This window comes from Capnocytophaga endodontalis, assembly GCF_002209445.1.
GTDB classification, from domain to species: domain Bacteria; phylum Bacteroidota; class Bacteroidia; order Flavobacteriales; family Flavobacteriaceae; genus Capnocytophaga; species Capnocytophaga periodontitidis.
In genome coordinates this window covers 2394701-2417775 of record NZ_CP022022.1, presented here as the reverse complement: position 1 = coordinate 2417775, position 23075 = coordinate 2394701, and the positions used below count along the sequence as shown (strand labels likewise).

General features: G+C 39.5%; 21 protein-coding genes and 1 pseudogene. 8 read left to right on the top strand and 14 right to left on the bottom strand.

Going from position 1 to position 23075, the window contains the following annotated elements; genetic code table 11:
• Window positions 1-3: 3 nt before the first annotated feature.
• Genes CBG49_RS10915 through CBG49_RS10905 form a run of 3 tightly spaced genes read right to left on the bottom strand, consistent with a single transcriptional unit; the run spans window position 4 to window position 3156 of the window.
• The gene (locus tag CBG49_RS10915) at window positions 4-687 is read right to left on the bottom strand and encodes a hypothetical protein (RefSeq protein ID WP_088594491.1); all 684 of its coding nucleotides are present in this window, start codon (window positions 685-687) and stop codon (window positions 4-6) included.
• Window positions 688-747: 60 nt separating this feature from the next.
• Window positions 748-1995, bottom strand: a complete 1248-nt coding sequence (locus CBG49_RS10910; protein ID WP_088594490.1) for an ABC transporter permease — start codon at window positions 1993-1995, stop codon at window positions 748-750.
• 15 nt (window positions 1996-2010) lie between these two features.
• Window positions 2011-3156 (bottom strand): porin, encoded by a 1146-nt coding sequence (locus CBG49_RS10905; RefSeq protein ID WP_088594489.1) that lies wholly within the window; start codon window positions 3154-3156, stop codon window positions 2011-2013.
• 146 nt (window positions 3157-3302) lie between these two features.
• Here CBG49_RS10905 and purH point away from each other — a divergent pair, with 146 nt between their 5' ends.
• Genes purH through CBG49_RS10890 form a run of 3 tightly spaced genes read left to right on the top strand, consistent with a single transcriptional unit; the run spans window position 3303 to window position 6817 of the window.
• On the top strand, window positions 3303-4835 hold the full coding sequence (gene purH / locus CBG49_RS10900) for a bifunctional phosphoribosylaminoimidazolecarboxamide formyltransferase/IMP cyclohydrolase (RefSeq protein ID WP_088594488.1): 1533 nt from the start codon (window positions 3303-3305) through the stop codon (window positions 4833-4835).
• A 22-nt stretch (window positions 4836-4857) separates the two neighbouring features.
• Entirely contained in the window at window positions 4858-5595 is a 738-nt protein-coding gene (locus CBG49_RS10895; protein WP_088594487.1) for an MlaE family ABC transporter permease, read from the top strand.
• Window position 5596: 1 nt separating this feature from the next.
• On the top strand, window positions 5597-6817 hold the full coding sequence (locus tag CBG49_RS10890) for an MFS transporter (RefSeq protein ID WP_088594486.1): 1221 nt from the start codon (window positions 5597-5599) through the stop codon (window positions 6815-6817).
• A gap of 568 nt (window positions 6818-7385) precedes the next feature.
• On the opposite strand, the pseudogene CBG49_RS16410 reads toward CBG49_RS10890, so the two are convergent.
• Window positions 7386-9010, bottom strand: a pseudogene (locus CBG49_RS16410) (IS1182 family transposase).
• A 312-nt stretch (window positions 9011-9322) separates the two neighbouring features.
• Here CBG49_RS16410 and CBG49_RS10875 point away from each other — a divergent pair.
• Window positions 9323-10228 (top strand): hypothetical protein, encoded by a 906-nt coding sequence (locus tag CBG49_RS10875; RefSeq protein ID WP_157668395.1) that lies wholly within the window; start codon window positions 9323-9325, stop codon window positions 10226-10228.
• A gap of 204 nt (window positions 10229-10432) precedes the next feature.
• Here the strand turns inward: CBG49_RS10875 and CBG49_RS10870 are convergent, their stop codons facing one another.
• From CBG49_RS10870 to CBG49_RS10845, 6 genes are all read right to left on the bottom strand, one after another.
• Window positions 10433-11824, bottom strand: a complete 1392-nt coding sequence (locus tag CBG49_RS10870) for an MFS transporter (RefSeq protein ID WP_227002884.1) — start codon at window positions 11822-11824, stop codon at window positions 10433-10435.
• Window positions 11825-11948: 124 nt separating this feature from the next.
• Window positions 11949-13067 carry an ABC transporter permease gene (locus CBG49_RS10865; RefSeq protein WP_088594483.1) on the bottom strand — a complete coding sequence of 373 codons (1119 nt, stop codon included), beginning with the start codon at window positions 13065-13067 and terminating at the stop codon, window positions 11949-11951.
• Window positions 13068-13074: 7 nt separating this feature from the next.
• Entirely contained in the window at window positions 13075-14205 is a 1131-nt protein-coding gene (locus CBG49_RS10860; RefSeq protein WP_088594482.1) for an ABC transporter permease, read from the bottom strand.
• Window positions 14206-14219: 14 nt separating this feature from the next.
• The gene (locus CBG49_RS10855; protein WP_088594481.1) at window positions 14220-14954 is read right to left on the bottom strand and encodes an ABC transporter ATP-binding protein; all 735 of its coding nucleotides are present in this window, start codon (window positions 14952-14954) and stop codon (window positions 14220-14222) included.
• A gap of 106 nt (window positions 14955-15060) precedes the next feature.
• Window positions 15061-15966, bottom strand: a complete 906-nt coding sequence (locus CBG49_RS10850; protein WP_088594480.1) for an ABC transporter ATP-binding protein — start codon at window positions 15964-15966, stop codon at window positions 15061-15063.
• An 81-nt stretch (window positions 15967-16047) separates the two neighbouring features.
• Window positions 16048-16581 carry a hypothetical protein gene (locus tag CBG49_RS10845; RefSeq protein WP_088594479.1) on the bottom strand — a complete coding sequence of 178 codons (534 nt, stop codon included), beginning with the start codon at window positions 16579-16581 and terminating at the stop codon, window positions 16048-16050.
• Window positions 16582-16631: 50 nt separating this feature from the next.
• Between CBG49_RS10845 and CBG49_RS10840 the strand changes: the two genes are divergently transcribed.
• Window positions 16632-16961 (top strand): DMT family transporter, encoded by a 330-nt coding sequence (locus tag CBG49_RS10840; protein WP_009410711.1) that lies wholly within the window; start codon window positions 16632-16634, stop codon window positions 16959-16961.
• Between the two features lie 8 nt (window positions 16962-16969).
• On the opposite strand, the gene CBG49_RS10835 is transcribed toward CBG49_RS10840, so the two are convergent.
• The 4 genes from CBG49_RS10835 to CBG49_RS10820 form a co-directional block, all read right to left on the bottom strand.
• Window positions 16970-17527 carry a hypothetical protein gene (locus tag CBG49_RS10835; protein ID WP_088594478.1) on the bottom strand — a complete coding sequence of 186 codons (558 nt, stop codon included), beginning with the start codon at window positions 17525-17527 and terminating at the stop codon, window positions 16970-16972.
• A 113-nt stretch (window positions 17528-17640) separates the two neighbouring features.
• A complete protein-coding gene (locus CBG49_RS10830; protein ID WP_088594477.1) occupies window positions 17641-18570 on the bottom strand; it encodes an HlyD family secretion protein in 930 nt (309 codons plus the stop codon).
• Entirely contained in the window at window positions 18567-19847 is a 1281-nt protein-coding gene (locus CBG49_RS10825; protein ID WP_088594476.1) for a TolC family protein, read from the bottom strand. The genes CBG49_RS10830 and CBG49_RS10825 overlap by 4 nt, the downstream gene beginning before the upstream one ends.
• 75 nt (window positions 19848-19922) lie before the next feature.
• The gene (locus CBG49_RS10820; protein ID WP_088594475.1) at window positions 19923-20552 is read right to left on the bottom strand and encodes a TetR/AcrR family transcriptional regulator; all 630 of its coding nucleotides are present in this window, start codon (window positions 20550-20552) and stop codon (window positions 19923-19925) included.
• 486 nt (window positions 20553-21038) lie between these two features.
• Here CBG49_RS10820 and CBG49_RS16260 point away from each other — a divergent pair, with 486 nt between their 5' ends.
• The 3 genes from CBG49_RS16260 to CBG49_RS10805 all read left to right on the top strand — a co-directional run bounded on the left by CBG49_RS16260 (window position 21039) and on the right by CBG49_RS10805 (window position 22935).
• A complete protein-coding gene (locus tag CBG49_RS16260; RefSeq protein ID WP_088594474.1) occupies window positions 21039-21578 on the top strand; it encodes an RteC domain-containing protein in 540 nt (179 codons plus the stop codon).
• A gap of 10 nt (window positions 21579-21588) precedes the next feature.
• A complete protein-coding gene (locus tag CBG49_RS16255; protein ID WP_088594473.1) occupies window positions 21589-21864 on the top strand; it encodes an RteC domain-containing protein in 276 nt (91 codons plus the stop codon).
• A gap of 180 nt (window positions 21865-22044) precedes the next feature.
• A complete protein-coding gene (locus CBG49_RS10805; protein ID WP_088594472.1) occupies window positions 22045-22935 on the top strand; it encodes an IS1595 family transposase in 891 nt (296 codons plus the stop codon).
• Window positions 22936-23075: the final 140 nt, after the last annotated feature.

Sequence of the window (23075 nt, the reverse complement as noted above, 5' to 3'; positions counted from 1 at the left end):
GTATTATTGTTGTTTTTTCTGTTCTTTAGCACGTTGTTTTAAGTCTTTTTCAGTAAAATAATAAACTATTACTTTATCTTTATAATATTCCTCTCGCAGGTAGTAATAGGTATTGTTTTTCAAGTCTTTCACAAGGTAAAGGGTACTAAAATCATTAGGGTATCCTTTGAGGATTTCGTAAGAGATAAGGTGAAAGAGTTTGCGCACAAGTTTGCCAATGCGCTCGTCCTTAGGTACATCACTTTTCAGTTGGAAAGAAGGATTGGGCGATTTACCATTTCGGCTATATATTTTCATAAAGCATGCTAAAGCCTCCGCATTTTTAGCCTTTTGTTTATCGGTAATGAGGTTTCCTGTACTTTTGATGAGATAAAATTCATCATTAGATACTTTATGAATGTAGTAACTGCCAATAGCTACCTTCAGATAGTTTTCCCCCACCATTTGGTATTGACCATCATAATGATCTTTATCTATTATACAAGGTGGAAAAAAAGTACTATCAGGGCGAAATAGAATCGTATTATCAGCTACACAAGAATTTTTCTGGCGTGGTTTTTTTAGAAAATAAACATCCGTTACATCGGGGAATTCTCCTAAGAAATTATCAATATCCCAATCCTTGCCTATAAACTCTTGAGCTGAAAGACAAGTGATAGAAAATAAAGCGATTAAGAGTGTTTTCATTTTTAGATTTTTTAGTAATCAAAATTTGTAATACAAAATGCTCATCGTGCCACGACTGTACTACGACCCTGTGCGAATGGCTTCTACAGGATTGAGTCGCGCTGCTGAGGAAGCAGGAATGATGCCCGAAAGCAAGCCTACTACAAACGAGATACTCAAACCTATGGCTACATTTTTAAACGATAGTATAAAAGTAAAACCTTCTTCACTGCTTGGGATTACAAAGGTGAGCAACCATACGAAGAGCAATCCAAAAAGTCCGCCGATAATCGCCAAAAGCACTGCTTCAAACAAAAACTGAAACAAAATAAACTGATTTTTAGCGCCTAACGACTTTTGTACCCCGATGAGGTTGGTGCGTTCTTTCACACTCACAAACATAATATTGGCAATCCCAAAGCCCCCTACCAAGATAGAAAAGCCGCCAATAATCCAACCTACTACATTCATCATTCCAATGGTTTCGTCTATCATATCAGTAAACGACGAGATTTTGTTGAGGAAAAAATTGTCGATATCCTCAGGTTTGAGTCCGCGATAAGTACGGAATTTCTGGCGCAATACGGCTTCATATTCTGCCATATCCACTCCTTTTTTAGGTTTGAGTACGACCCCACTGGGCATCCCTTGCGGACCTGTATTCATAAAACTTCGGACGAAATTAGCTGTTACATAGGCATTATTATCAGGACCTCCCCCCAATTCTCCATATTTTTTTAGTACCCCAATAACCGTGAGTCGTCTGCCAAACACGCGTATTTCTTTATCAAGAGGATCTTCTTCTCCAAAAAGTTGTTCGGCAGCTTCATAGCCTAATATCGTTACTGCTGTTCCTGCGTTAGCTTCCGCATCGTTGTAAAAACGCCCTTTGCCCATACGAATGTCGCTAATCTGTTCCACCCCCGCTGAGGTAGCCTGTACCGACATTGAGGAAATAGTTTTACCGCCGTACTTCACCGCCGAATTGAGTCCGAATAACTCGTACACCACCGCTTCGGTATTAGGCAATTCACGCTTAAGAAATTCGTATTCCTGATAGGTAACTTGCGGAAAGCTCAGGCGTTGCCACTGAGGCACAGAAGAAGGTGCAAAAGAATATTTGGAAAGGTTGATCATATTCTTATCCAAACCCGAAAGACTCTCCTGAATGCTCCTATTCAATGAATCAACCGCTGCTAACACCGAGATAATAGAAAAGATGCCCACCGTCACACCTAATAGCGATAGGGAAGTGCGGAGCTTGTTGTCGCGCAGTGACTTGATAGCAAAGTTAAAACTCTCTTTTAATAGTTGTAGATAAATGAACATATCGTATTTTTTACATTAATTTCTAAATGTCTTGTTTTTCAATAACGGCAGACTGTAATAAGCCCCCGCCGAAACGCTGTGATATTGTGTTTTTTCTGTAGAAATTTCAGAAGGATAGTGAATTGTATTCCCTGCATAAGCTACATAAAAATGTAGATTTTGGGTAGGTATAGGAGCGTATAAAGCTGCTAATGAATAGATATAGTTATAACGCAAATCGCCTTGTGGTGTTTTGCCTCTTGCTACACTCTCAGCCCCTGCTTTTAAAGCTATACTCCAGCAATCGGTAAAAAGGTATTCATACCGCCCTACGATACCTTTATAGGTGATATCTTCACGCATCAGGTAGTTACCAGCTGTCAATCCTTCGTAATCGCTGATAGTTTTAGAGCCCAACAGCGGATAATCAGCCCCCATTTTGGCATACATAAGGTCTAAATAGGTGTTGTGTTTATCACTTTTATACTGATACCCCAAGGCGATGGAATGACTGTAATATCCTTTGGCAAATTGCGAAATATTGTAAGAATAATGAGTATTGAGCTTACCCTTAGCAAATTTGCCTTGCCAATACGCATAAGCTCCTATAGGTGTTTTAGACGCTGAAAACGAAGCTGTACTAAAACCATTGTTTTGCAGGTGCTTTTCAAAAGTATTATTCAGTGTATTATGCATTTGCAATCCTATATTTTGAGTATCGGTAAGTGACACTGCTAACCTCATTCCTGCTATAAAAGGACTAACAACATACCCAAGATGATCGGCATATACAAACTCATATAAAGGGTGTATATCTAATTCATAAGAACCTACCATTGCATACAGTTTTCCTAAACTTACTTCCCAACGTTTAGAAGCTCCAAAACGATAACTCAAAAAAGCAAAATCTAATGCCAAAGTTCCATTATCTAAAGAAGTAGCAGTAAAAGGCTTGTTCAATCGAAACCTAATGTGATACGAAAGCCACTCGTTGTAATTGCCATAAAAATGCAAGCGCGCTTCGTCTAACTGAAAATGAGATGATGGTGCTCCATTATACCACTCACTTAAGAAACCACCTCTAAAATAGAAGTCTAAATTATTGTGAGACACGATACTATCTTGCGCTTTAGCCTGTAGTGAAAAACACAGAACAACACAAAATAAAACTGCTTTCTTCATAGGATATAGGATTGATTTAAGAATTTGCCAATTTGCTAATCTGCTAATTAACAAATTAGCTCATTAACAAATTTTAATCTCTTTTGTTTGCTTCGTATTAGTAAAAAGTAGTATTTTTGTAGCCAAAAATAAAACTTTTTTTTCAAATGAGCACTACAAAACAAGCAAAATCTGCTTTAATATCTGTTTTTGACAAGACAGGATTAGAACCTATCATTCACAGAATGAAAACTTTAGGTATTACTATCTACTCTACTGGAGGTACTGAAGATTTTATCAAAAAACTTGGTGTAGAAGTGATTCCAGTGGAAAGTATTACCGATTATCCCTCCATTTTTGGAGGACGTGTGAAAACGCTCCATCCTAAAATTTTTGGAGGCATCCTCAACCGTCAGGACAATGTGCAGGATACTGAAGAAATGAAACAATATGCTATCCCTCAAATTGACATAGTGATTGTGGATTTATATCCTTTTGAAAAAACAGTGGCAAGCGGTGCTAATGAACAAGAAATTATTGAAAAAATTGATATAGGTGGTATTTCGCTCATCCGCGCTGCTGCTAAAAACTATAAAGATGTGCTTTGTGTAGCCTCAGTTGATGAGTACAGTGACCTTTTGCAGATTTTAGACGAACAACACGGTAGCACTACTTTAGAACAGCGCCGCCACTTTGCTGCTAAAGCCTTCCGCGTATCGTCTCACTACGATACTGCTATCTTCAACTACTTCAACCAAACCGAAGAAATTCCTACTTTGGCTATCAACGAGTGTGACGGACAAGTATTGCGCTATGGCGAAAATCCTCACCAAAAAGGAGAATTTTACGGTAATTTCGATGCTCTTTTTGATAAATTACACGGCAAAGAACTCTCATATAACAACTTGTTAGATGTAGATGCTGCTGTAAATCTAATGGCTGAATTTGTAGGCGATGATCCTACTTTTGCTATACTAAAACACAACAATGCTTGTGGCGTAGCAACCCGCAAAACGATACACGAAGCCTATAAAGATGCGCTCGCAGGTGACCCCGTTTCAGCTTTTGGAGGTATTCTTATTTCTAATACAAAAATCGATTCGGCTACTGCCGAAACTATTCACTCACTGTTTTTTGAGGTAATCATTGCACCTTCTTATAGTGATGAAGCTCTAAAAATACTCGAACAGAAGAAAAACCGTATTATTTTAGTACAGAAGAAAGCCAAAATGCCTACAACAAGTGTGCGTTCGTGTCTCAATGGCTATTTGGTGCAGGAAAAAGACCTTAAAACCGATAGCATAGCCGATGTACAATATGTAACTGCTGTAAAACCTTCAACAGAAGTGCTCGACGACCTTTTCTTCGCTTCTAAAATATGTAAAAACACCAAATCGAATACCATTGTATTAGCTAAAAACAAACAGCTCATCGCCAGTGGTACAGGACAAACCAGCCGCGTTGATGCACTCAAACAAGCTATCGAAAAGGCTAAAGAATTCAAATTTGATCTCAATGATGCCGTAATGGCAAGCGATGCTTTCTTCCCCTTCCCCGATTGCGTGGAAATCGCTCACAACGAAGGTATTCGCTCAGTAATACAACCTGGGGGGTCTATCAAAGACCAAGCCAGCATCGATTATTGCGATGCACACCAAATGGGAATGGTATTCACAGGAATACGACACTTTAAACACTAATTAAACGCTATTTAAACAACGTATGAAACACATTGCAGCCGTAGGAGGCTATTTTATAATGCTTTATGATGTTTTTCGCAAACGCACCCGCTGGTCGATTACTAAAGACCTCATATTGCGTGAGATAGACGACCTTATCTTTGGGTCTATAGGTATCGTAGCTTTTATCTCTTTCTTCGTGGGAGGGGTAGTAGCTGTACAAACCGCTTTGAATATCGACAACCCTTTTATCCCCAAATACCTTATAGGTTTCGCTACTCGCCAATCTATTGTATTGGAGTTTGCTCCTACCTTTACAGCAGTAATTTTAGCAGGGAAAATCGGTTCGTTTATCACTTCCAGCATAGGTACAATGCGCGTAACCGAACAGATTGATGCCCTTGATATTATGGGGGTAAACTCGGTGAATTATTTGATATTCCCAAAAATAGTAGCTCTAATGTTAATGCCGTTCCTCATCGCCTTAGGTATGTACTTAGGGGTATTAGGAGGTTGGGCTTCTGCAGTGATGAGTGGCTATACCACCTCTGCCGAATTTGTACAAGGAGTGCAATACGACTTCAAACCTTATAGTATGGTGTATGCCTTCACTAAAACGGTAGTTTTTGCATTTTTCTTGGCTACTATTCCGTCCTATCACGGTTATTATATGAAAGGAGGCGCTTTAGATGTTGGAAAAGCCAGTACGGTTTCATTTGTATGGACGAGTATAGTGATTATACTTTCTAACTCAGTGCTTACACAATTGTTCTACGCTTAAAATGTATCAAGAAAATAAACCGCAATATCGCATTTTACTACTGATAGCTTTAGCACACGGACTCAATGACCTCATACAAGGGGTCATTCCGTCTATTTACCCCACCCTACAAAGTAAATATGCTCTCACTATGACACAAGTAGGGGTAATTACGCTCTGTTACCAACTTTCAGCCTCTATATTACAACCCTTAGTAGGCAACTACACCGATAAACACCCCAAACCTTACTCACAAGTATTAGGAATGGCGTTTACCACTATAGGAATTGTAAGTTTATCATTGGCGAGTAGTTATGTAGCTATATTGTGCTCGGTAGTGTTTATAGGGGTAGGTTCATCGGTATTTCACCCCGAAGCATCCCGAGTAGCCTTTTTAGCCTCAGGTGGTAGGCGCTCATTTGCTCAAGCTATCTTTCAATTAGGAGGGAATTTTGGCACAGCCTTAGCTCCTCTGTTAGTGATATTGCTATTGTTGAGCAAAAAAGTAATCGACGGGAGAGTTGTAGAAGAGAGTCATCAAGGTAATTTGATATGGTTTGCGAGCTTTTCTATTTTTGCGATGTTCATTTTGCTTCTCATAGGCAAATGGCGCAGCATCTTGCTTAAACTACTCAAAAAGAAGGTTAAAAAACCAGTAGTTTTGCCCAATCTCACCCGTGCGCAAATACGCAACTCTATGATTATATTGATGTTGCTGGTATTCTCCAAAAACTTCTATACAGCAGCTATCAACAATTACTTTCAGTTTTACACCATTAAAAAGTTTGGATTTAGCAATGCCGAGGCACAAGTATACCTATTTTATTTTTTGGGAGCGGTAGCTGTAGGTTCACTTATTGGAGGATTTTTGGGTGATAAAGTAGGAAGAAAATTTATCATTTGGTTTTCAATCTTAGGGGCTGCCCCCTTTGCACTTTGGTTACCTTACGCCGATGCCAATACTACAGCAATACTCATCGTACTGATAGGTTTTATCATCTCATCGGCTTTTGCTTCTATCTTAGTCTATTCACAAGAATTATTACCCCAGAAAATAGGAATGATTTCAGGATTTTTCTACGGTTTTGCCTTTGGTATGGGCGGATTGGCTTCGGCAGTATTAGGCAAATTGATAGACATAACCGATATCGATTTTGTTTATAAACTCTGCTCATTCCTACCCCTAATGGGACTTATTGCTTATTTCTTACCAAACTTATCAAAAAAAGAAGTTAGAAAATAAATAACTTTTGATAAAAATAAAAAAGAATAATTAGAATTTATGAAAAAGAAGCCAAGTATCTCAGTAGGAATTGTTATAAGTTTGATTCTTTTGTTTATCAATTTCTGTTACTCCATTATAAAACATCCTTCCGATTGGAAATATATTGATTTTAGTAATTTGCATATCCATATGATATACTTCTACAAAAATTGTATTATAATTCCTTTTCTTATAGCTTTATTGTTCTTTGCCTTTTATAGTTTTTTCTACAAATGGGCAAAGAAAGGGCTTTGGATTACAATTATGTTACTTGTAATAACTGTAATAGGGTTTTGGTTATATATTCGTATAAGCCTGGAAACAACCTATAGATTATAGAAACTATATTATATGTATAAAAATATGGAAACAAGAAAATTGTTGGCGCTTTTATGTGCAAATCTCTTTATATTTGTTGGGTATTCCCAAGTAAATAAAAATAAATTAATGAGGCTGTCCGAAAAGTTTAGTTTAAACTTTTAAGGACAGCCCCTTTTTTTTTGAGGATTACTCTATGGTTAGATAAAAAAGATTGTTTTTAGAGTTCCTAAGCAGATTGGGCAAGGTAAAAAAATGAAAAAGTAGCATTTTGACTTGTTTTTACCACATTTTCATTGCTTTTTACTTCTTTTTTAGCAGTAGTTGCCTTATTGGATACTAATTTTCTAAAATTATGCCCAACTGCCATTAGTAAAAACTCCATTTCTACCTTTTCTTTGCCTCTATGTGTAAACCGATTGAACTTATTATTACTTTTTAGTTGACCAAATACTGCTTCTACTTCTATCGGTCGCTTACTGCGATGATACCGCCCTTTTTCACTCATTAATAAGGTTCTTGCTTCTATTTTTAAGTGATTTAATCGATAATTGACCTCTATCCTTCGGTTGCCTTTTGCCTTATGACATAAGCCTCTTAGTGGACACCCCTCACACCTTTGTGCTTGATAATAAGTAACTTTTGATTCATATCCATTACTTGAAGTCCGTTTTCCTTTCCCTACATTGCTCAATTTCTGTCCCATTGGGCATACATAATAATCCTCTTTTAGATTATAGTACATATTCTGAACCAAAAAAGGATCTTCTTTTTGTTTTTTCTTCTGCTCTTTATGAAAATAATTGTACTTCACATAAGCCTCTATTTCTTTCTTTTTCAGCATTTGGTAGTTCTCTTCACTACCATAACCTGCATCGGCACATACCTCTTTGCTTTGTTTCTGATAGCTCTTTTCAAAACCATCTAAGTGGCTCTCTAAAGTATTGGTATCGCCTGGTGTTTGGTGTATACTAACGTGAGTAATAAACTGATTTTCAGTGGATATTTGAGTATTATAAGCTGGTTTGAGCTGACCGTTTTTCATATGGTCATCTTTCATTCGCATAAAAGTTGAATCTGTATCTCTGTTTTGCTATAAGAATTTCTATCTCCCATTATTTTTAGACTTTCTTCATATTTTTCTAACTTTGGAAGATGCTCATTTTGAAGTTTTTCTAACTCCTTAGCTTGTTTTTTAGTAGGTTCTTTTAGCCTTTTATTAATCTCAGCTAATTTCTCTTTAAGTTCTTTGGTATTAATTTCTTTAGGAAGTTCTTGCTTAATAATCTCTTGGTTATCTGATTGTATGCTATCTTCTATATCAGAGAGCACTTTATTTATTTTAGCCTCTAACTTCTCCTTGTACTTCTCTACAGAACCTCTCCACACAAAAGTATATTTGTTAGCAGCTGATTCTATTTTTGTACCGTCAATATACTGTACATCAAGGCTTAGATAACCCTCTTTTACTAAGAGTTTTACTATTTCAGCAAAAAGTTTTTGCAAAGAATCTTTCAAAATTTTACCTCTAAAGTCATTGATTGTTCTAAAATCAGGAGTTGTACCTCCTGCAAGATACATAAGGGGGAGATTTTCTTTGACAGCAATAGCCATTTTGCGGCAAGAATAAATGTTAGAAAGATAGCTATAGAAGATTATTTTTATCATTGTACGAGGGTGGTATGCAGAACAGCCTCCACCCTTATATTTTTGAATAATATCAGTTATATCTAACTGATTAACAACCATTTCTACTAATTTAGCAGGGTGGTTACTATCTAACTTATCAAAAATATTCTCGGGGAAAAGTGTTAAAAATTTGTGAGGTTCAGATTTAAATGATACTTTTGCCATTGTGTTTTTTTTAGGAACCACAAAGATACAACTTTTGTGGTAAAACACCAAATAATAAGAGGCTATCTGGCAAAAGATAGCCTCTTTTTTATTCATTGCTGATAATCAGCCTGTTAAAACTTTTCGGACAGGCTCAATCTGTAGAATATCAGTATTTTCTTCCTGATTGAAAAAGGAGAATTAGGTGAATGGGGGGTAGTAGATTTTGAAGAATGTTCTTCTATTATCACTATAGAACCTGCAATATCTTGTTCTTTTGATAGGGCTGGAAATATTATAGCATCTCAGGTCTTTAGCAAAAACTACGAGATGATGCTTTATTTACAATATACTTATGACAAAAACAATCGTGTTACAGAAGTTGTATATACAGATAAGAGTTATCCGCCACACCCTGTTGTAGAAACATTTACTTATGACAAAAATAGAAATGTCATAAATGAACATCGAGAATTAGAAAACAATAATATATCTCGAAATAGTAAAAAAGAATATGATAAGGATAACAATATTCTAAAAGAGACAGTTCTAAACATCAATAAATATAAAAAGGTGAAAGATAAGGAAGAAGTAGTCTATACCTATGATAAAAATAAGTTGTGTTTGAGAAAAGATATTTTTATTAATGGTAAGAAACAATCTTATATCACCTACCAATATGATGATAAGAAAAGCTTGACACTTCAGCAGGTTTTCTACAAGAATAAATTGAAAAATGAGTATTCGTTTACATATTATTCTCAGCAAGAAATGAAATCTTCAAAGTATGATGAAACCTATAACTATTGGACAGAAGGCAAAAAGGGAAATTTGAAAGGCGTGAAACAAGAGATTCAAAAGAAATATAATGAGAAAGGAATATTAAGAGAACATTATATTAAAAAGATAGATATCAATGGTTATTTGTTAGAAAAAGCGAGTATTGGTGATAATAATGAAGCTGAAGAGAAATACGTATATACTTATGATAGTAAATACAATCTAATAAAGAAAGAATTTTACAAAGGGACTGCAGTAGACCGTTGGGAAACTTATTCTTATAATGAAAAAGGTTTGAAAACACAAGAAATTAATTATCTAAAAGACGGAAAAATTGATTTCTATGAGGATAAAGCTTACAAATATGATGAGAAAGGAAATCCCATTGAAGAAAAAGCAGTTGATAAAGAAGGGGAAGTACTCTACTTATACAAGATAAATTACACCTACTATAAATAATGATTATCACACAACCCCATCTACAGTATTTTAGTTAAAATTGATATATTCAGATGTTACAAAATCGTATTGAGCAAAAGCGAATAGAACTCGCTCAAAAAGCAAAAATAATTTCTTAATAATTTAGTAGATACGAGCGAGCTGCAAGATTACACAAACAATAGTGATTTGAATTCTACAGAGACCAAAGTTTTAATTTAGCTACTATTCACTATTCATTGACCTAAGTATTGTAAGAGTGGCGTTAATATTACCTTCACTAAAGCGCCGTGCCCAAAAGGTATAGACCCAGCGGACATAACCATCACTGGGGCTGTTACTATCTGTTAAGTCTCTTTCAAACTCTGGGATATCATACTCCTTGAATACCTTTTTAAGCCCTTTTATATGGTCTTCTATATAGGAAGACCGATTCATCACATCAAGAATATCCTTATAGAGTTGGTCATTGTCTCCTTGTAACTCATAGACATTCAATAGGTCTGCTATTTGTCCATTGAGCGTACGGTGCATATAGGTATTTTCCCCTAACTGCCCGCTTTGATACATCGCCTCCATCACACTATCGCCAAAATAGTACCAAAAGGCAAGGAGCTTATTGTTATCTCTGTCTATATAGCGCTGAAGATGATAGAGTGTAGGCTGTTTTCTGGATAGGGTATCTCCCTTTGCATAGATACTCATAGGATAGAGATAACTATCTTCTTTGATGAAAAATTCATTTAGATCGTATACCTTTTTATAGGCTTCATTATTTAGGAGCTTTTGTAGGGAATCCTTATTAAATGCTACAAAATCCCACTCAGGGGCTTTTACTTCTTCTCTTTGGTAAGTATCTTCGGTATCTGTATCGCTAAAGGTCTTGTGCTCTTGCCCTATATAGCTACCGTCATACTGGCTCTCATCAACCACTTGGGCGGAGGGACGACGCAGCAGATCAAAATAATCGTAATCGGTATTGAGTTCTCCCTTGAAAAAGAGATAGATACTCACTCCCAGTCCATAAAATAGGCCTACGCCAAAGAGCCCTAAGAGGCTCATCCCCATAAGGCGATACCCTTTTCTGCTAAGAAAGCGCCCTAAGAGAAACAATACGGCTGTTATGGGTAGCAAGGCAAAGAATATATAGCTGGAATTGTCCCTATCTTGAGCGTCGTCAAAAGAGGTAAAGAGTGTCCAGAAGAGCGCTCCTACAGCCAAGACTCCCAAGAAGATTCCCTCAAAAAGAAGGATATCCTTCATCCACTCGGTCAGGGGTAGCGGCTCTTTCTTTAGCAGCTGACGAATCTTCGTCACTACCGCGCCTATGAGGATACTTATCCCTATAAGTAACACCCCTACTAAGAAAGCCGCAATAACAGAATAGTGAAACCTATGACCTATAAGCGCATCCAAGAAGGAAAGCAAAGGCGGGTTCGCTACCTTGGAAAGGGCAGTAAAGGGTTCTATTTTGGTCAGAGACCAAATAAAAGGATCCAGCCAATAGACTCCTGCCAAACATAAAAAGAAGAACCCCAAGACAATGAGCTGCACCCAAACGATGGCGGGCATCATTCGTTTTAAGTTATGGGTTATGAGTTTTAGGTTTGTATTCACAATAGACTATTTTTATTCTTATTTATATAGGCACAAAGATAATGAAAAAATGATAAATAGCAACATTTTTTACTATTTTTGTCTATTTGCTTACTAACTTGGCGAATTGCCATTGCCTCCTATCTTAACTCGTTTTCTTATAGTTCCAAATTGCCCAGCTGTTCAGCAGTATTGCAAAGCCTACCAAATATAAGAACTCAGTACTGAGCTGTGCAAAACTACTGCCTTTGAGCACAATTAAGCGGACAGCATTCACAAAATGGGTTACCGGAATAGCATTACTCACCTGTCGGCTCCACGCGGGCATACTGTCTACACTGGTGAGGAAACCACTCATCAAAAGGAATATCATTATAAAGAAATAGGCGATAAACATAGCTTGCAACTGTGAATCGGCATAGGTGGAAACTAGAAGTCCGAAGCCGAGAATTGCGATGAGGTACATTATCGCAAAGGCGTATAAGGTGAGTAGATTTCCTGCGGGGAAGATACCATAGAATACATACATCACCACAAGCCCCAAGGTAAAGAGAATGAGTCCTACTACCAAAAAGGGAATGAGCTTGCCTAAGATAAACTGCCACTTCTTGATAGGCGTTACATTAATCTGCTCGATAGTGCCTATTTCCTTTTCTTTGACTACATTGAGAGCTGAAAGAAAGCCCCCGATAATAGTGAGTAATATGGCTAAAATGCCTGGAACAATATAGCGCGTATATTGCATATAGGGATTGTACCAATCGGTACTCTCCACCCTGATTTTGGCTATATTACCTATGCGCTGAGGTGTTTTTACATTTACATCGAGTTGGGTGTTGAACTCACGTATTACCGAAAGCAAATAGGCTCCCCCTAAGGACGACTTGCTACCGTTTATTGCATCGATAGAGAGACCGAGTGTCTGCTTTCCTTCGCGTACGAGGTTGCGCTCAAAACCTTCGGGCACTTCCAAAACTACATCAGCTTTGCCGTCTTCTATCAGGGCGACACCTTCCTTATAAGAGAAAGGAGCATCTACGAGTTTAAAGTACCCTGACGCAGTAATCTTCTGTATGAGCTCGTGCGAATAAGGACTCTGGTCGTGGTCGATATACACAAGGTTGATGTTCTTCACATCGAAATTGGCAACCAAAGGCAGTATAATCAGCTGCATCATAGGCGCCACAAGCATCATTGCCAAGATGGTCTTATCTCGGAATATCTGCTTAAATTCTTTTTGGAGTATAAATGATAAGGTTTTCATTTCTTCTTTATTGTAATCTAATCTTAAACTTCTTCATTGCAAGGCTTAAGAAAATTACCGCCATTGCTATTAATATCAGCGTTTCTTTCCATACGTAAGTGAAATCTAATCCCTTGAGCATTACTTTCTTCACGATAGCGTAGTAGTAACTTGAGGGGAAGACTTTGGATATTCCCTGAAAGATAAGGGGCATATTCTCTATGGGAAACATAAAGCCGGTAAAGAAAGCCGTAGGGAGCATCATTCCCATCATAGCGATGAGCATAGCCGTCTGCTGTGAAGCGGTAACGGTGGATATGAGTAGCCCCAACGACAAACAGATGATGATAAACAAGGTGCTTTCGGCGTACAGCAACAGCAGATTGCCACGTATAGGGACATCGAGCATATAGACCGATAGCAGGAGTATCACGGTGAAGTTGATGAGCGAGAGAATAAGGTAAGGCACGGCTTTGGCAATGAGTATCATTATAGGTTTGAAAGGCGATACCAAAAGGATTTCCATAGTGCCTAACTCTTTTTCGCGCACCACCGCTACCGAGGTAAGTGCAGTGCTCACTATCATAAAGACGAGTGCAATCACCCCAGGGACGAAGTTCATAGAGCCATTCTGCTCCTCGTTGTACAGCATTCGGTTTTCAACGGTTATCTGGTAGGGTAGTTGTACAGCAGGGTTCAGCTCTTGCTGATAGCTCGCTACCATAGTTGAGAAGTAGTTTTGCACCGTTTTAGCCGTATTGGGGTCACTCCCATCGGTGATGAGTTGTAGCGAGGTACCACTGGAGGTGTAGAGGTCTTTGCCAAAATCGGGAGGGAAGATGAGCGCAGCTTTTATCGTGCCACGCTTGAATTGGTCTTCTACTTGGTCGTAACGGAACAGAGGGTCTTTCAGCTTAAAATACGGACTTGCCTGCAAGCGGTGTGTGATTTCTTGGCTATAAGTGTTGTTTGCCTCATCTAATACAGCGATACCGATATTCTTGACCTCGCTGCTGAGGGCTTGACCGAAAAGGATAATCTGCGCTATGGGGATACCAAAGAGTATCAATAGCGTGCGACGGTCGCGGAATACGTGATAGAATTCCTTGCGTATAAAGGCGATGAGCTGTTTCATATCTAATGATGGGCGAATTGCCATTCGCCCCTACGGGGTTATTCATTACGTTTTGCTTTACGGGCGAGTTGGTAGAACACCTCGTCCATTGAATGAGTGTTAAACTGTGATTTAAGGTGGGTGGGCGTATCCATTGCTTCCACTTTGCCGTCTACCATTATGCTGATGCGGTGGCAGTATTCGGCTTCGTCCATATAGTGGGTGGTAACGAATACGGTGATGCCCTGTGCGGAGGCTTCGTATATCATATCCCAGAACTGTCGGCGCGTGATGGGGTCTACACCACCGGTGGGCTCGTCGAGGAATACGATTTCGGGACGATGGAAGATAGCCACCGAGAAAGCGAGCTTCTGTTTCCAGCCCAGTGGTAGCGACCCTACGAGTTTGTTGGCTTCTGCCTCCAAGCCAAGCTTGGTAATAAGGTCGGTACTGCGGGTTTTGATTTCCTTGCGACTCAAGCCATAGACCCCTCCGTAAAAAGTGATGTTTTCCTGCACGGTGAGGTTGTCGTAGAGCGAAAACTTCTGACTCATATAGCCGATGTGCTTTTTAATCTGCTCTTGCTCGCGGTAAACATCGAAGCCCGCTACGGTAGCCTCGCCCGAAGTAGGGTAGGAGAGTCCGCAGAAGATGCGTATAGCGGTGGTTTTTCCCGCACCATTGGCACCGAGGAAGCCGAAGATTTCGCCTTTTTCAACGGTAAGGGAAATGTTGTTTACGGCTTTAAAATCGCCGAATTGCTTTGTTAGGTTATGACAGTGTATTGCGTACATCTTATTAAATTAGCAAATGTAAAAATTAGCAAATTACCCCCACACATACTCTGCTGTCGCAGACTTCCCCGAAGGGGGACAATCCGGAAAGGTGATAAATATTGTTTCAATTTGCTTCCATTAATCTTATAAAACTGTCCTCGATGGTAGGGGTAATGGCTTTCCATTCGAGGTGGAGGAAGGTAGTTTTCAGCTGTTGCTCGAATATGGGAATGTTGGTGTTTTCCTTGAGAGTAATGTGTAGGTACTCGCCAAAGGGGTAACAGCTATCAATGTTGGGGTGCTCGCGCAGGTGCTGGAGCAGTGCGTACAGGTCGGGAGCCTTGATAGCATAGAGTGCGGTGGGGTACTGGGCGATGATTTGCTCGGGGGTGCTGGTGGAAAGTACCTTGCCTGATTGTATTAAGGCTATGCGGTCGCATAGGCTGGCTTCGTCCATATAAGGGGTGGAAACGAGTATGCTGATGCCTTGCTCCTTTAGTTTCTTCAGCATCTCCCAGAACTCTTTGCGCGAAACCACATCTACCCCCGTGGTGGGTTCGTCTAACAAAAGGACTTTGGGCTTGTGAATGAGGGCACAACATAGGGCTAACTTCTGCTTCATTCCGCCTGAGAGCTTGCCCGCGCGGCGGTTGCTGAAGGGCTTTATCTGCTCGTAAATATCTTTGATAAGGTCGTAATTTTCGGCGATAGTCGTACCAAAAACGGTAGCGAAGAAGGAGAGGTTCTCTTCGACAGTGAGATCTTGGTACAGAGAGAAGCGCCCAGGCATATAGCCCACGTGCTTGCGGATTTCCTTATAATCCTTAACGATATCCCAGCCCTCAATGGTTGCAGTGCCTTCATCAGGCAATAGGAGTGTGGTGAGCATACGAAAGATAGTGGTTTTGCCCGCCCCATCGGGACCTATGAGCCCAAAGAGTTCGCTTTTTTTAACTTCTAAGGAAAGGTGTTGCACGGCACGGGTATCGCCATAGGACTTGCTGAGGTTATGTATACTTATGCTTGTCATTTGTTGATTTAGTGATTTATCAATGAGCTACAAGCTCTTTTCTTGGTAGGCACGAGCTACAAGCTCGCGCCAGCAGGGTGATCATTTTTCGTTTTCTGTATCAAGGCAAAAGCAGAGGTCTTTGCCTTCGGGGTCTTTTTCTATGTAACAATCTTTTCTCAAGGGATAGTCCCACTCGCCGTTGGCGGTTTTTACTTTTTGGAAAGGGGGGATATATACCGTGCCTTTGTCCCAGAGGATTTGAGCATATAGTACTCCGTTGCAATAGGCATAATGCCCAAAAGAGTTCATTTCCTTTGAGGAATAACACGTCTGAAAGTTCTTACGACCGTCGTAATCGCGTAGAGCTTGCGACCCCATAAACTTCTGAGTAAAGCATTCGTTATCCTCACCGAGCTCGTTTTTGTACAATTCGTAGAATGCAGGACGATCTTCTTCGAACGATGCGTAATCGTCGGCACTTATGCGGTAATAGCGTTCATAGCCTGCTACCCAACTTACAAGTACTTTCATCAAATGGGTTTCGATTGCTTCGCAATAGCCCACAGAGAAAAAGTGTTCTCGGTCTACAAGCTCTTTGGTAAGCTTTATGTGTTCTATGAGTTTTAATTTCATTTTCAGTAAAATTGTTATATTTTTGCCACGAATTTAGATACTATACTTATATGCATTACCTATACCTCACTTTAGCGATTGTTTTAGAGGTCTTAGCCACTGCTCTTTTAGGTAAATCGGAAGGGTTTACTAAGTGGTTGTTCGCTGTAGGCTCACTGTTGTCTTATGGTGTTTGTTTTTATTTTTTATCCTTAGCTCTCAAGAATATTCCACTGGGGGTGGCCTACGCTATCTGGTCGGGGGTAGGGATTGTACTGACAGCCATTGTGAGTATTCTTGTTTTCAAAAATAAAATAGACCTACCTTTTGTATTGGGTTCCCTGCTTATCATCGCTGGGGTGGTGGTGATTAATCTCTTTTCAAAGGCAAATGGACACTGATTTTTCTTTTATTTTTTGTCTTTTCTTCTTGTTATCAAAATAAATACTACGCATATCACCAGTCCTACAAGAGCGGGTTTGGCTACTGACCAACCGCTTGCACCACTACTCACCACGCTCCATAATAGTTTTAAAAGCGCTGCTAACACTACGGTGTAGAGCAATAAGCGCCATTTTCTCTTCCACGCTGAGACTATCAACAGATAGAAAAAGAGCGGTACACTTAGTGAGAAAAGTATCTTTTTTGTGTCCCACGTGCCTTTGAGATAGTCCATTTCGTAGGCTAAAAAGCCGAGCACCTTAGGGTCGGTTTGTTGTGGAGTGGGGAACCAAAACATACTAGTAAATAGGCAAAAGATACTCAATGACACTCCTGCATACGATTTCCTCAAAGCAAAATACACCATAGGCACGATAAAGAGTGGACGGACATACCAGCTCAATATATTGTGATGCCGTGCAAAAGTCCACTCAAAAAAGGAGTCATTAGTGAGAAAGACTACTATAAAAACTATGGTAAGCAGGGCGAAAACCGTTGCTATTACTTTGTCGTATTTCTTTAACATAGGGTTGTATTTGTTAGTAAGCTACAAAAAATGTGCTAAGAATATGAGCTACAAGCTCTATTCTTGATAGACACGAGCCACAGGCTCGCGCCAGCGGGGGGTGTAGAGCGAGGTTATTTGAATAGCACTTCTCCGTACATTCCTATCTTTAAAAAGCCGTCGTTTTTAACCTTTATCTTGATGGCGTATACAAGGTTGGTGCGTTCGGATTTGGTTTGAATCGTTTTGGGGGTGAACTCGCTCTTTTGGGATATCCAGATAATTTCGCCTTGATAGGTGCGGTATTCGCCTTTTCCGGCATCGGTGCGCACGGTAACTTGCTGTCCTAATTTGATTTGAGATAGTTGGTCACCGGTGATGTAGGCTTTTAGGGTTAGTACGTCGGTATTGGCGATTTTATAGAGAGGCTTTCCGAACGTCTGCATTTCTCCTTTTAGAGCGTAGTTAGTAAGCACAGTGCCCGTAATGGGATTGATGATTTCTCCTTGATTGATTTGCTCTTGAACAGCCTGAGCATTCTTTTGCAAGGGGGCTTCTTGGCTGAGCACGTTGCGGTTCTGGGTATTGATGTTGGTGAGACTGACCTTGAGTTGGTTTTCGGTTACGGCTATCTGCTTGCGAAGCTGTTCGATGAGGGCGGAGAGGTCGTCCAATTGCTTTTGTGTGGCAGCCCCACCACGTACTAAGTTCTGTGTACGCGTAAGCTCACGTTCCTGTTGGGCGAGTTGTGCGCGCTGTACTTCGAGTTGGCTACGAATGAGCGCCACCTGGTCGGCAGGGTTTTGGGTTTTCTCTTTGAGTGAGGCAATAGTGGCTTCCACCTGCTCTTTCTGTATCTTGAGAAGGGCGACGTTTATCTGACCGACCTTTTGACCTTCGGTAAGAGTTTTGCCTTCTTCTACATCGTAGTCGATGAGTTGCCCTGTCTGTTGGGCAGAAACAATGACTTCGTCGGCTTCGAAGTTGCCAGAAGCGTCGAATTTGTTCTTATTATTGCAAGCTATTAAAGCTATCAATGTGGTAATAAGTGCTATCTTTTTCATTTTCCTGTAATTAATTGATGATTTTCTTGAGCTTGGAGGAGTTGTATTTGGTGCAGGATAAGAGTTTGCTGGGCAAGATGCCAAGCATTGACTTTCTGCAAGTATTCGTGAGTGGTGATAACCCCGTTATCTAATTGTACTTCGGCTGCTTTGGCGACGGAATGGCGCAGGGTTACCGATGCTTCATCTTGTTCTATGAGCTTTTGTAGCTTTTTGAGTTGCTCAGACTGCTGAGTGAGTTCGAGTTTTGTGTTGAGCAAGAAGGCTTGGCGGTCGGCTATGAGGCTTTCGCGGTTCAGGTGCAAAATATGTCTCTTGCTCGATAAGTTGTATAGCGGACTTAGATTCCACTGCAAACGAAGCCCTGTGATGTAGTAGAAATCCGCTTGGTTGCTGAGCATATTGAGTGTGGGACGCCCGTAACCACCTTGAAAAAACGCACTGAGCTTAGGTATATATTCGCTATTGAGCTGTTTTTCTTGGGCTTTAAGTAACGATTCCTGTAGCTGAAATCCTTTGAGTTCAGGACGAAAAATTTCGGTACTTACGCTTTGAGACTGGGATTGAGGCGCAGGCTGTGCGAGCTGGGAAGCGTTGGTGAGCTCTTTGCCTATGAAAGTAGACAGCATTTGCAAATAGGTAGCTTGGGTAGCTTCGTACTCGGTGGTTTGCATTCTTACACGGAGAATTTCGGCTTTAAGCTCGTCTACATTGCTGGGGAGGGTCGTGCCGTTTTTTAGGGCTACTTCCGCCTTCTTAAGTTGCGACTCAAGCGTTTCGATATTGAGGCGGTTTTGCGATAACTGGGCATTGATGAGTAATACCCCAAAATATAGGTTGCTCACACGTTGTTTTAGGGTGTACAATTGGGTTTCGACCGCTTGTGCTTGCACGGCACTTTGAGCTTTGGCAATAGCCTTCTGACTGTGAATCGCACCACCCCCGTATAGGAGTTGGCTCACTTCGCCCACCACCTTGTATTGCTCCTTGTCGATAGTAGGCAAAGAGACGTTAGGAGGCAGTGGGAGTGCTCCTACAATGGTTTTAGAGAGGTCGGTTACTTCCGACTGGTAAGTGGCTTGCCCTAGGATAGAGACCTGTGGGAGGTAAGCACGATTGGCATTGGCAAGGGTATAGCCTTCGGTTTTGGCTACCAAATCGAGCTTTTTGATGGTAGGGTAGTTCTCACGAGTAAGACGATAGCAGTCCTCCAAGGTAATCGTTTCTTGAGCGAAGGCTATCGTTGGGAAGAGCAAAAGTAATGCTATGAATCTCATATATAGATGTTGTTTACGTTATACAGTATGTTTAACCATTTGGTTAGTTTATGAATAAAAAAATGTATCTCCTCTTTATTCAGCCCTATTTGGGAGGAACAATATCGCTTTAATCCATTGTGGGATAAGGGTTTTTCGCTGGAGCATTAGGACTTTATACGCCTCTTTGTCGGTTCTGCTTAGGGCGGTAAAGATAGGCTGGGCGATGAAAGGGAATATCACTAAACTTATGACGTTAAGCACCGTGTGTATGAGGTTAGGTTCGGTGATTCGCCCTTGTGCTACAGCTTCGGCGTATTGCTGGGCTAAGACCGAGTGCTCTAACGCTTGAATAATAGGGGTATTGGCGACAAAAGGTTCAGGATTAGCACGCACCTCGTTGAACATAAAGGTCGGTAATTCAGGTTCTTCCAAGAGCAAATCGATATAGTTAGCCACTACGCGCTCTATTTTCTCTTCTAAAGAGGTACTCTCATCGTTGAGGATAGTACCTACTCCTTGAAAGAAATGCGCCATTGTTTCCATCATTACAATCTCAAAGAGTTTTTCTTTACTGCGGAAATAATAGTTGAGCATCGCGTGATTGATACCTGCTTCTTCGGCAATATCACGGGTGCGAGTGCCTGCATAGCCCTTCTGGTGAAATACTTTGCGGGCAGCAGCTTTGATGCGATCTTCAGTGGATGTGTCTTTAGTGTTACTCATTGTAATTCTATTTCGGGGGCAAAATTATATTAAACATTTGTATTAACCAAATGGTTGATGTTAAATTTTTGTTAATTGTATATTTATTGAATGAGGTAATAAGTTTGATAAGAGGAGTGAGATTTTTTATAAAAATTGAAACTACTTTTATAATCTATTCAAAATAAAGAAGATACAGGAATTACAATAAGAGTAGGTAACGATTTAGTAATGGTTCTTATTTCATTTGATTATACCTATTTTCTCAGTAACTTCTGGGTGCAAAGGTACAACATCTTGACAATATAAACAAAAAATTTTACCTTTGCACCCACAAACGTGCGTTGTTGCACGGGTGTTTATAAACACCCGTGCAACAACGCACGTTTGTGTAGGGCTATCAGTAAATCCCTTGCAAGTCAGCTGTTAAAAAAACGAAGAAAATTTCAAATTTGTGTATGTTATTGTTTTTTCCTAATATAGCGCAATAAATTTAATATTTAATTTATGTTTCAGCAAATTTTGAATCAGTTGGCTCTAAGAGAACGCCAAATCACGCTGGATGGATCCGCCGTGGTTAAAGAATCTTTAGAAATGGTACAGTTCCTAAAAGACCTCTTAAAGGAGGCTAAGGAAGAGGTACAGCAACGAGGTTTTACGGACCAAACAGAAGAGATACATTTCTTCCGCGAGGTACAACCTCAAATGGTTAGCAGACTCATTTTCTACAATGAGATCTACCAGATAGAAAGTAAAGCAACTTTACTCTCTACTGAGGCTGCTAAAAAGTTTCTAAAACACAAAGAAGCCCAATGGTTTAAAGAGTCAGAGACTTTAGAAGCAACCGATTTCTTCAGCTACATTGCTTTAGGAAGAACCAATCGTGATGTAGAGTATTTTACTCGCAATTACGACTACCTTCCTCAAAGCAATGAGGGGTATTTGTTTTCTTTTGATGGAGCCTTTTCTACTTGTTGTAGCTTTGAAGTTGCTAAGATAGGAGCTGCTAAGGAACTCTCCGATTATCTTTTTTTTTCGTACTCGTGAAGAAGAAAATATGTCTTTAGAAATTCTAAATCTCTTAGAATGGACAGGGCAAAAGACCGAGCTCATAGAGCTAATCTATGGTTTGTATGCTACCAATCGCATTTCATCAGGAAAAGTTTCTATCAAGAAGCTAACTGCGGTATTTGAAAAGCTCTTCAAGGTAGAATTGGGAGATTTGTATCACACTTTTCATCGTATGAAAGGACGTTCAAAAAACCTTACACCTTTCCTCGATGCTTTAAAAGCGGCTTTACTAGATCATATAAACAACTCCGATCAAAAGTAGTTTTGCTAACTTCAAATAAAAACGTTTAAACATTGTTTAATCAGTTTTTTAGGGAAATAGATAGTTTCCCTTTTTTAGGGAGAAAGATTTATAATCAAATATTATATTCATTATTTTCAATTATATTTATTGAGGTGTCAAAATAATTTCATATATTTACACTCTGAAAATTAATGTATTATGGAATTATTTAAAGGACAAAACCTCTTAGAGTTTACTGAACGCTTTAAAACTGACTTAGATTGCGAAGAATATCTAGCTTCTTTAAAATGGGAAGATGGATATTGCTGTCGCAAATGTGGTCATAAAAAATATCAAGTCAGAAAAGATTTTTCACGTACCTGTAATATCTGTGGAGATACGGAAAGTCCTACTGCTGGAACACTTTTTCATAGACTAAAATTTGGGTTGCGTAAAGCATTTTTTATATGTTTCGAAATGACAACAACAACTAAAGGTCTATCAGCTTCACAAGTTGCTCGTCGTTATGAAATTAGTCGTCAGACAGCACATTATTTTATGCAAAAAGTCCGTGAAGCTATGAAATCCAGTGAATTGCACAAATTGAGTGATAGAGTGCAGGTTGATGAATTTACCATAGGAGGAAAAGAGGAAGGAAAACAAGGTAGAAGCTATGACACAAAGAAAAAGAAAGTTCTTTGTGCAATGGAACTTACTGACCGAGGCAAAGTAAAGCGCTTTTACGCACTAAAAATACCTGATTTTTCCTCAAAATCATTACGAACAATATTTGATAAGCACATTAGTAAAACAGCACAAGTCACTACTGACGAATGGAAAGGATATAAACCTATAAAAGACTTTGATATAACTCAAATTCCTAGTAATAATGGGAAGAATTTTCCTACATTACATAAGATAATACATCAAGTAAAGTCTTGGATACGAGGTATATATTCTTGGGTATCAGAATTTAACATAGACCGATATTTAGCGGAATACAGTTTTAGAATTAATCGCTCACAAAATAAAGATACTATTTTTAACAAATTAATGAAAAGAGTTGTAGAGCGTTCTCCCGTTTTCCAAAGTCAATTAGTATGTAATTAAATAGAGACCTCAATATATTTATTATTTTCAATTTAACTCTTCTATAGAAACTCCCTAAACACACTTTTTCCTCCATTTCTCAAAAAAGCCCATTATAGCCCATTGGTATTTTTTAGACATTTCTTCCTATAAGCATCTCT

What these genes read in the sequence shown, in the direction of transcription:
- CBG49_RS16260 (WP_088594474.1), top strand. Translation starts at nt 21,039, where the DNA reads ATGTTTCAGCAAATTTTGAATCAGTTGGCTCTAAGAGAACGCCAAATC.
- CBG49_RS10830 (WP_088594477.1), bottom strand. Translation starts at nt 18,570, where the DNA reads ATGAAAAAGATAGCACTTATTACCACATTGATAGCTTTAATAGCTTGC.
- purH (WP_088594488.1), top strand. Translation starts at nt 3,303, where the DNA reads ATGAGCACTACAAAACAAGCAAAATCTGCTTTAATATCTGTTTTTGAC.
- CBG49_RS16255 (WP_088594473.1), top strand. Translation starts at nt 21,589, where the DNA reads ATGTCTTTAGAAATTCTAAATCTCTTAGAATGGACAGGGCAAAAGACC.
- CBG49_RS10905 (WP_088594489.1), bottom strand. Translation starts at nt 3,156, where the DNA reads ATGAAGAAAGCAGTTTTATTTTGTGTTGTTCTGTGTTTTTCACTACAG.
- CBG49_RS10890 (WP_088594486.1), top strand. Translation starts at nt 5,597, where the DNA reads ATGTATCAAGAAAATAAACCGCAATATCGCATTTTACTACTGATAGCT.
- CBG49_RS10865 (WP_088594483.1), bottom strand. Translation starts at nt 13,067, where the DNA reads ATGAAAACCTTATCATTTATACTCCAAAAAGAATTTAAGCAGATATTC.
- CBG49_RS10895 (WP_088594487.1), top strand. Translation starts at nt 4,858, where the DNA reads ATGAAACACATTGCAGCCGTAGGAGGCTATTTTATAATGCTTTATGAT.
- CBG49_RS10845 (WP_088594479.1), bottom strand. Translation starts at nt 16,581, where the DNA reads ATGAAATTAAAACTCATAGAACACATAAAGCTTACCAAAGAGCTTGTA.
- CBG49_RS10825 (WP_088594476.1), bottom strand. Translation starts at nt 19,847, where the DNA reads ATGAGATTCATAGCATTACTTTTGCTCTTCCCAACGATAGCCTTCGCT.
- CBG49_RS10875 (WP_157668395.1), top strand. Translation starts at nt 9,323, where the DNA reads ATGCTTTATTTACAATATACTTATGACAAAAACAATCGTGTTACAGAA.
- CBG49_RS10855 (WP_088594481.1), bottom strand. Translation starts at nt 14,954, where the DNA reads ATGTACGCAATACACTGTCATAACCTAACAAAGCAATTCGGCGATTTT.
- CBG49_RS10840 (WP_009410711.1), top strand. Translation starts at nt 16,632, where the DNA reads ATGCATTACCTATACCTCACTTTAGCGATTGTTTTAGAGGTCTTAGCC.
- CBG49_RS10915 (WP_088594491.1), bottom strand. Translation starts at nt 687, where the DNA reads ATGAAAACACTCTTAATCGCTTTATTTTCTATCACTTGTCTTTCAGCT.
- CBG49_RS10820 (WP_088594475.1), bottom strand. Translation starts at nt 20,552, where the DNA reads ATGAGTAACACTAAAGACACATCCACTGAAGATCGCATCAAAGCTGCT.
- CBG49_RS10860 (WP_088594482.1), bottom strand. Translation starts at nt 14,205, where the DNA reads ATGGCAATTCGCCCATCATTAGATATGAAACAGCTCATCGCCTTTATA.
- CBG49_RS10805 (WP_088594472.1), top strand. Translation starts at nt 22,045, where the DNA reads ATGGAATTATTTAAAGGACAAAACCTCTTAGAGTTTACTGAACGCTTT.
- CBG49_RS10910 (WP_088594490.1), bottom strand. Translation starts at nt 1,995, where the DNA reads ATGTTCATTTATCTACAACTATTAAAAGAGAGTTTTAACTTTGCTATC.
- CBG49_RS10850 (WP_088594480.1), bottom strand. Translation starts at nt 15,966, where the DNA reads ATGACAAGCATAAGTATACATAACCTCAGCAAGTCCTATGGCGATACC.
- CBG49_RS10835 (WP_088594478.1), bottom strand. Translation starts at nt 17,527, where the DNA reads ATGTTAAAGAAATACGACAAAGTAATAGCAACGGTTTTCGCCCTGCTT.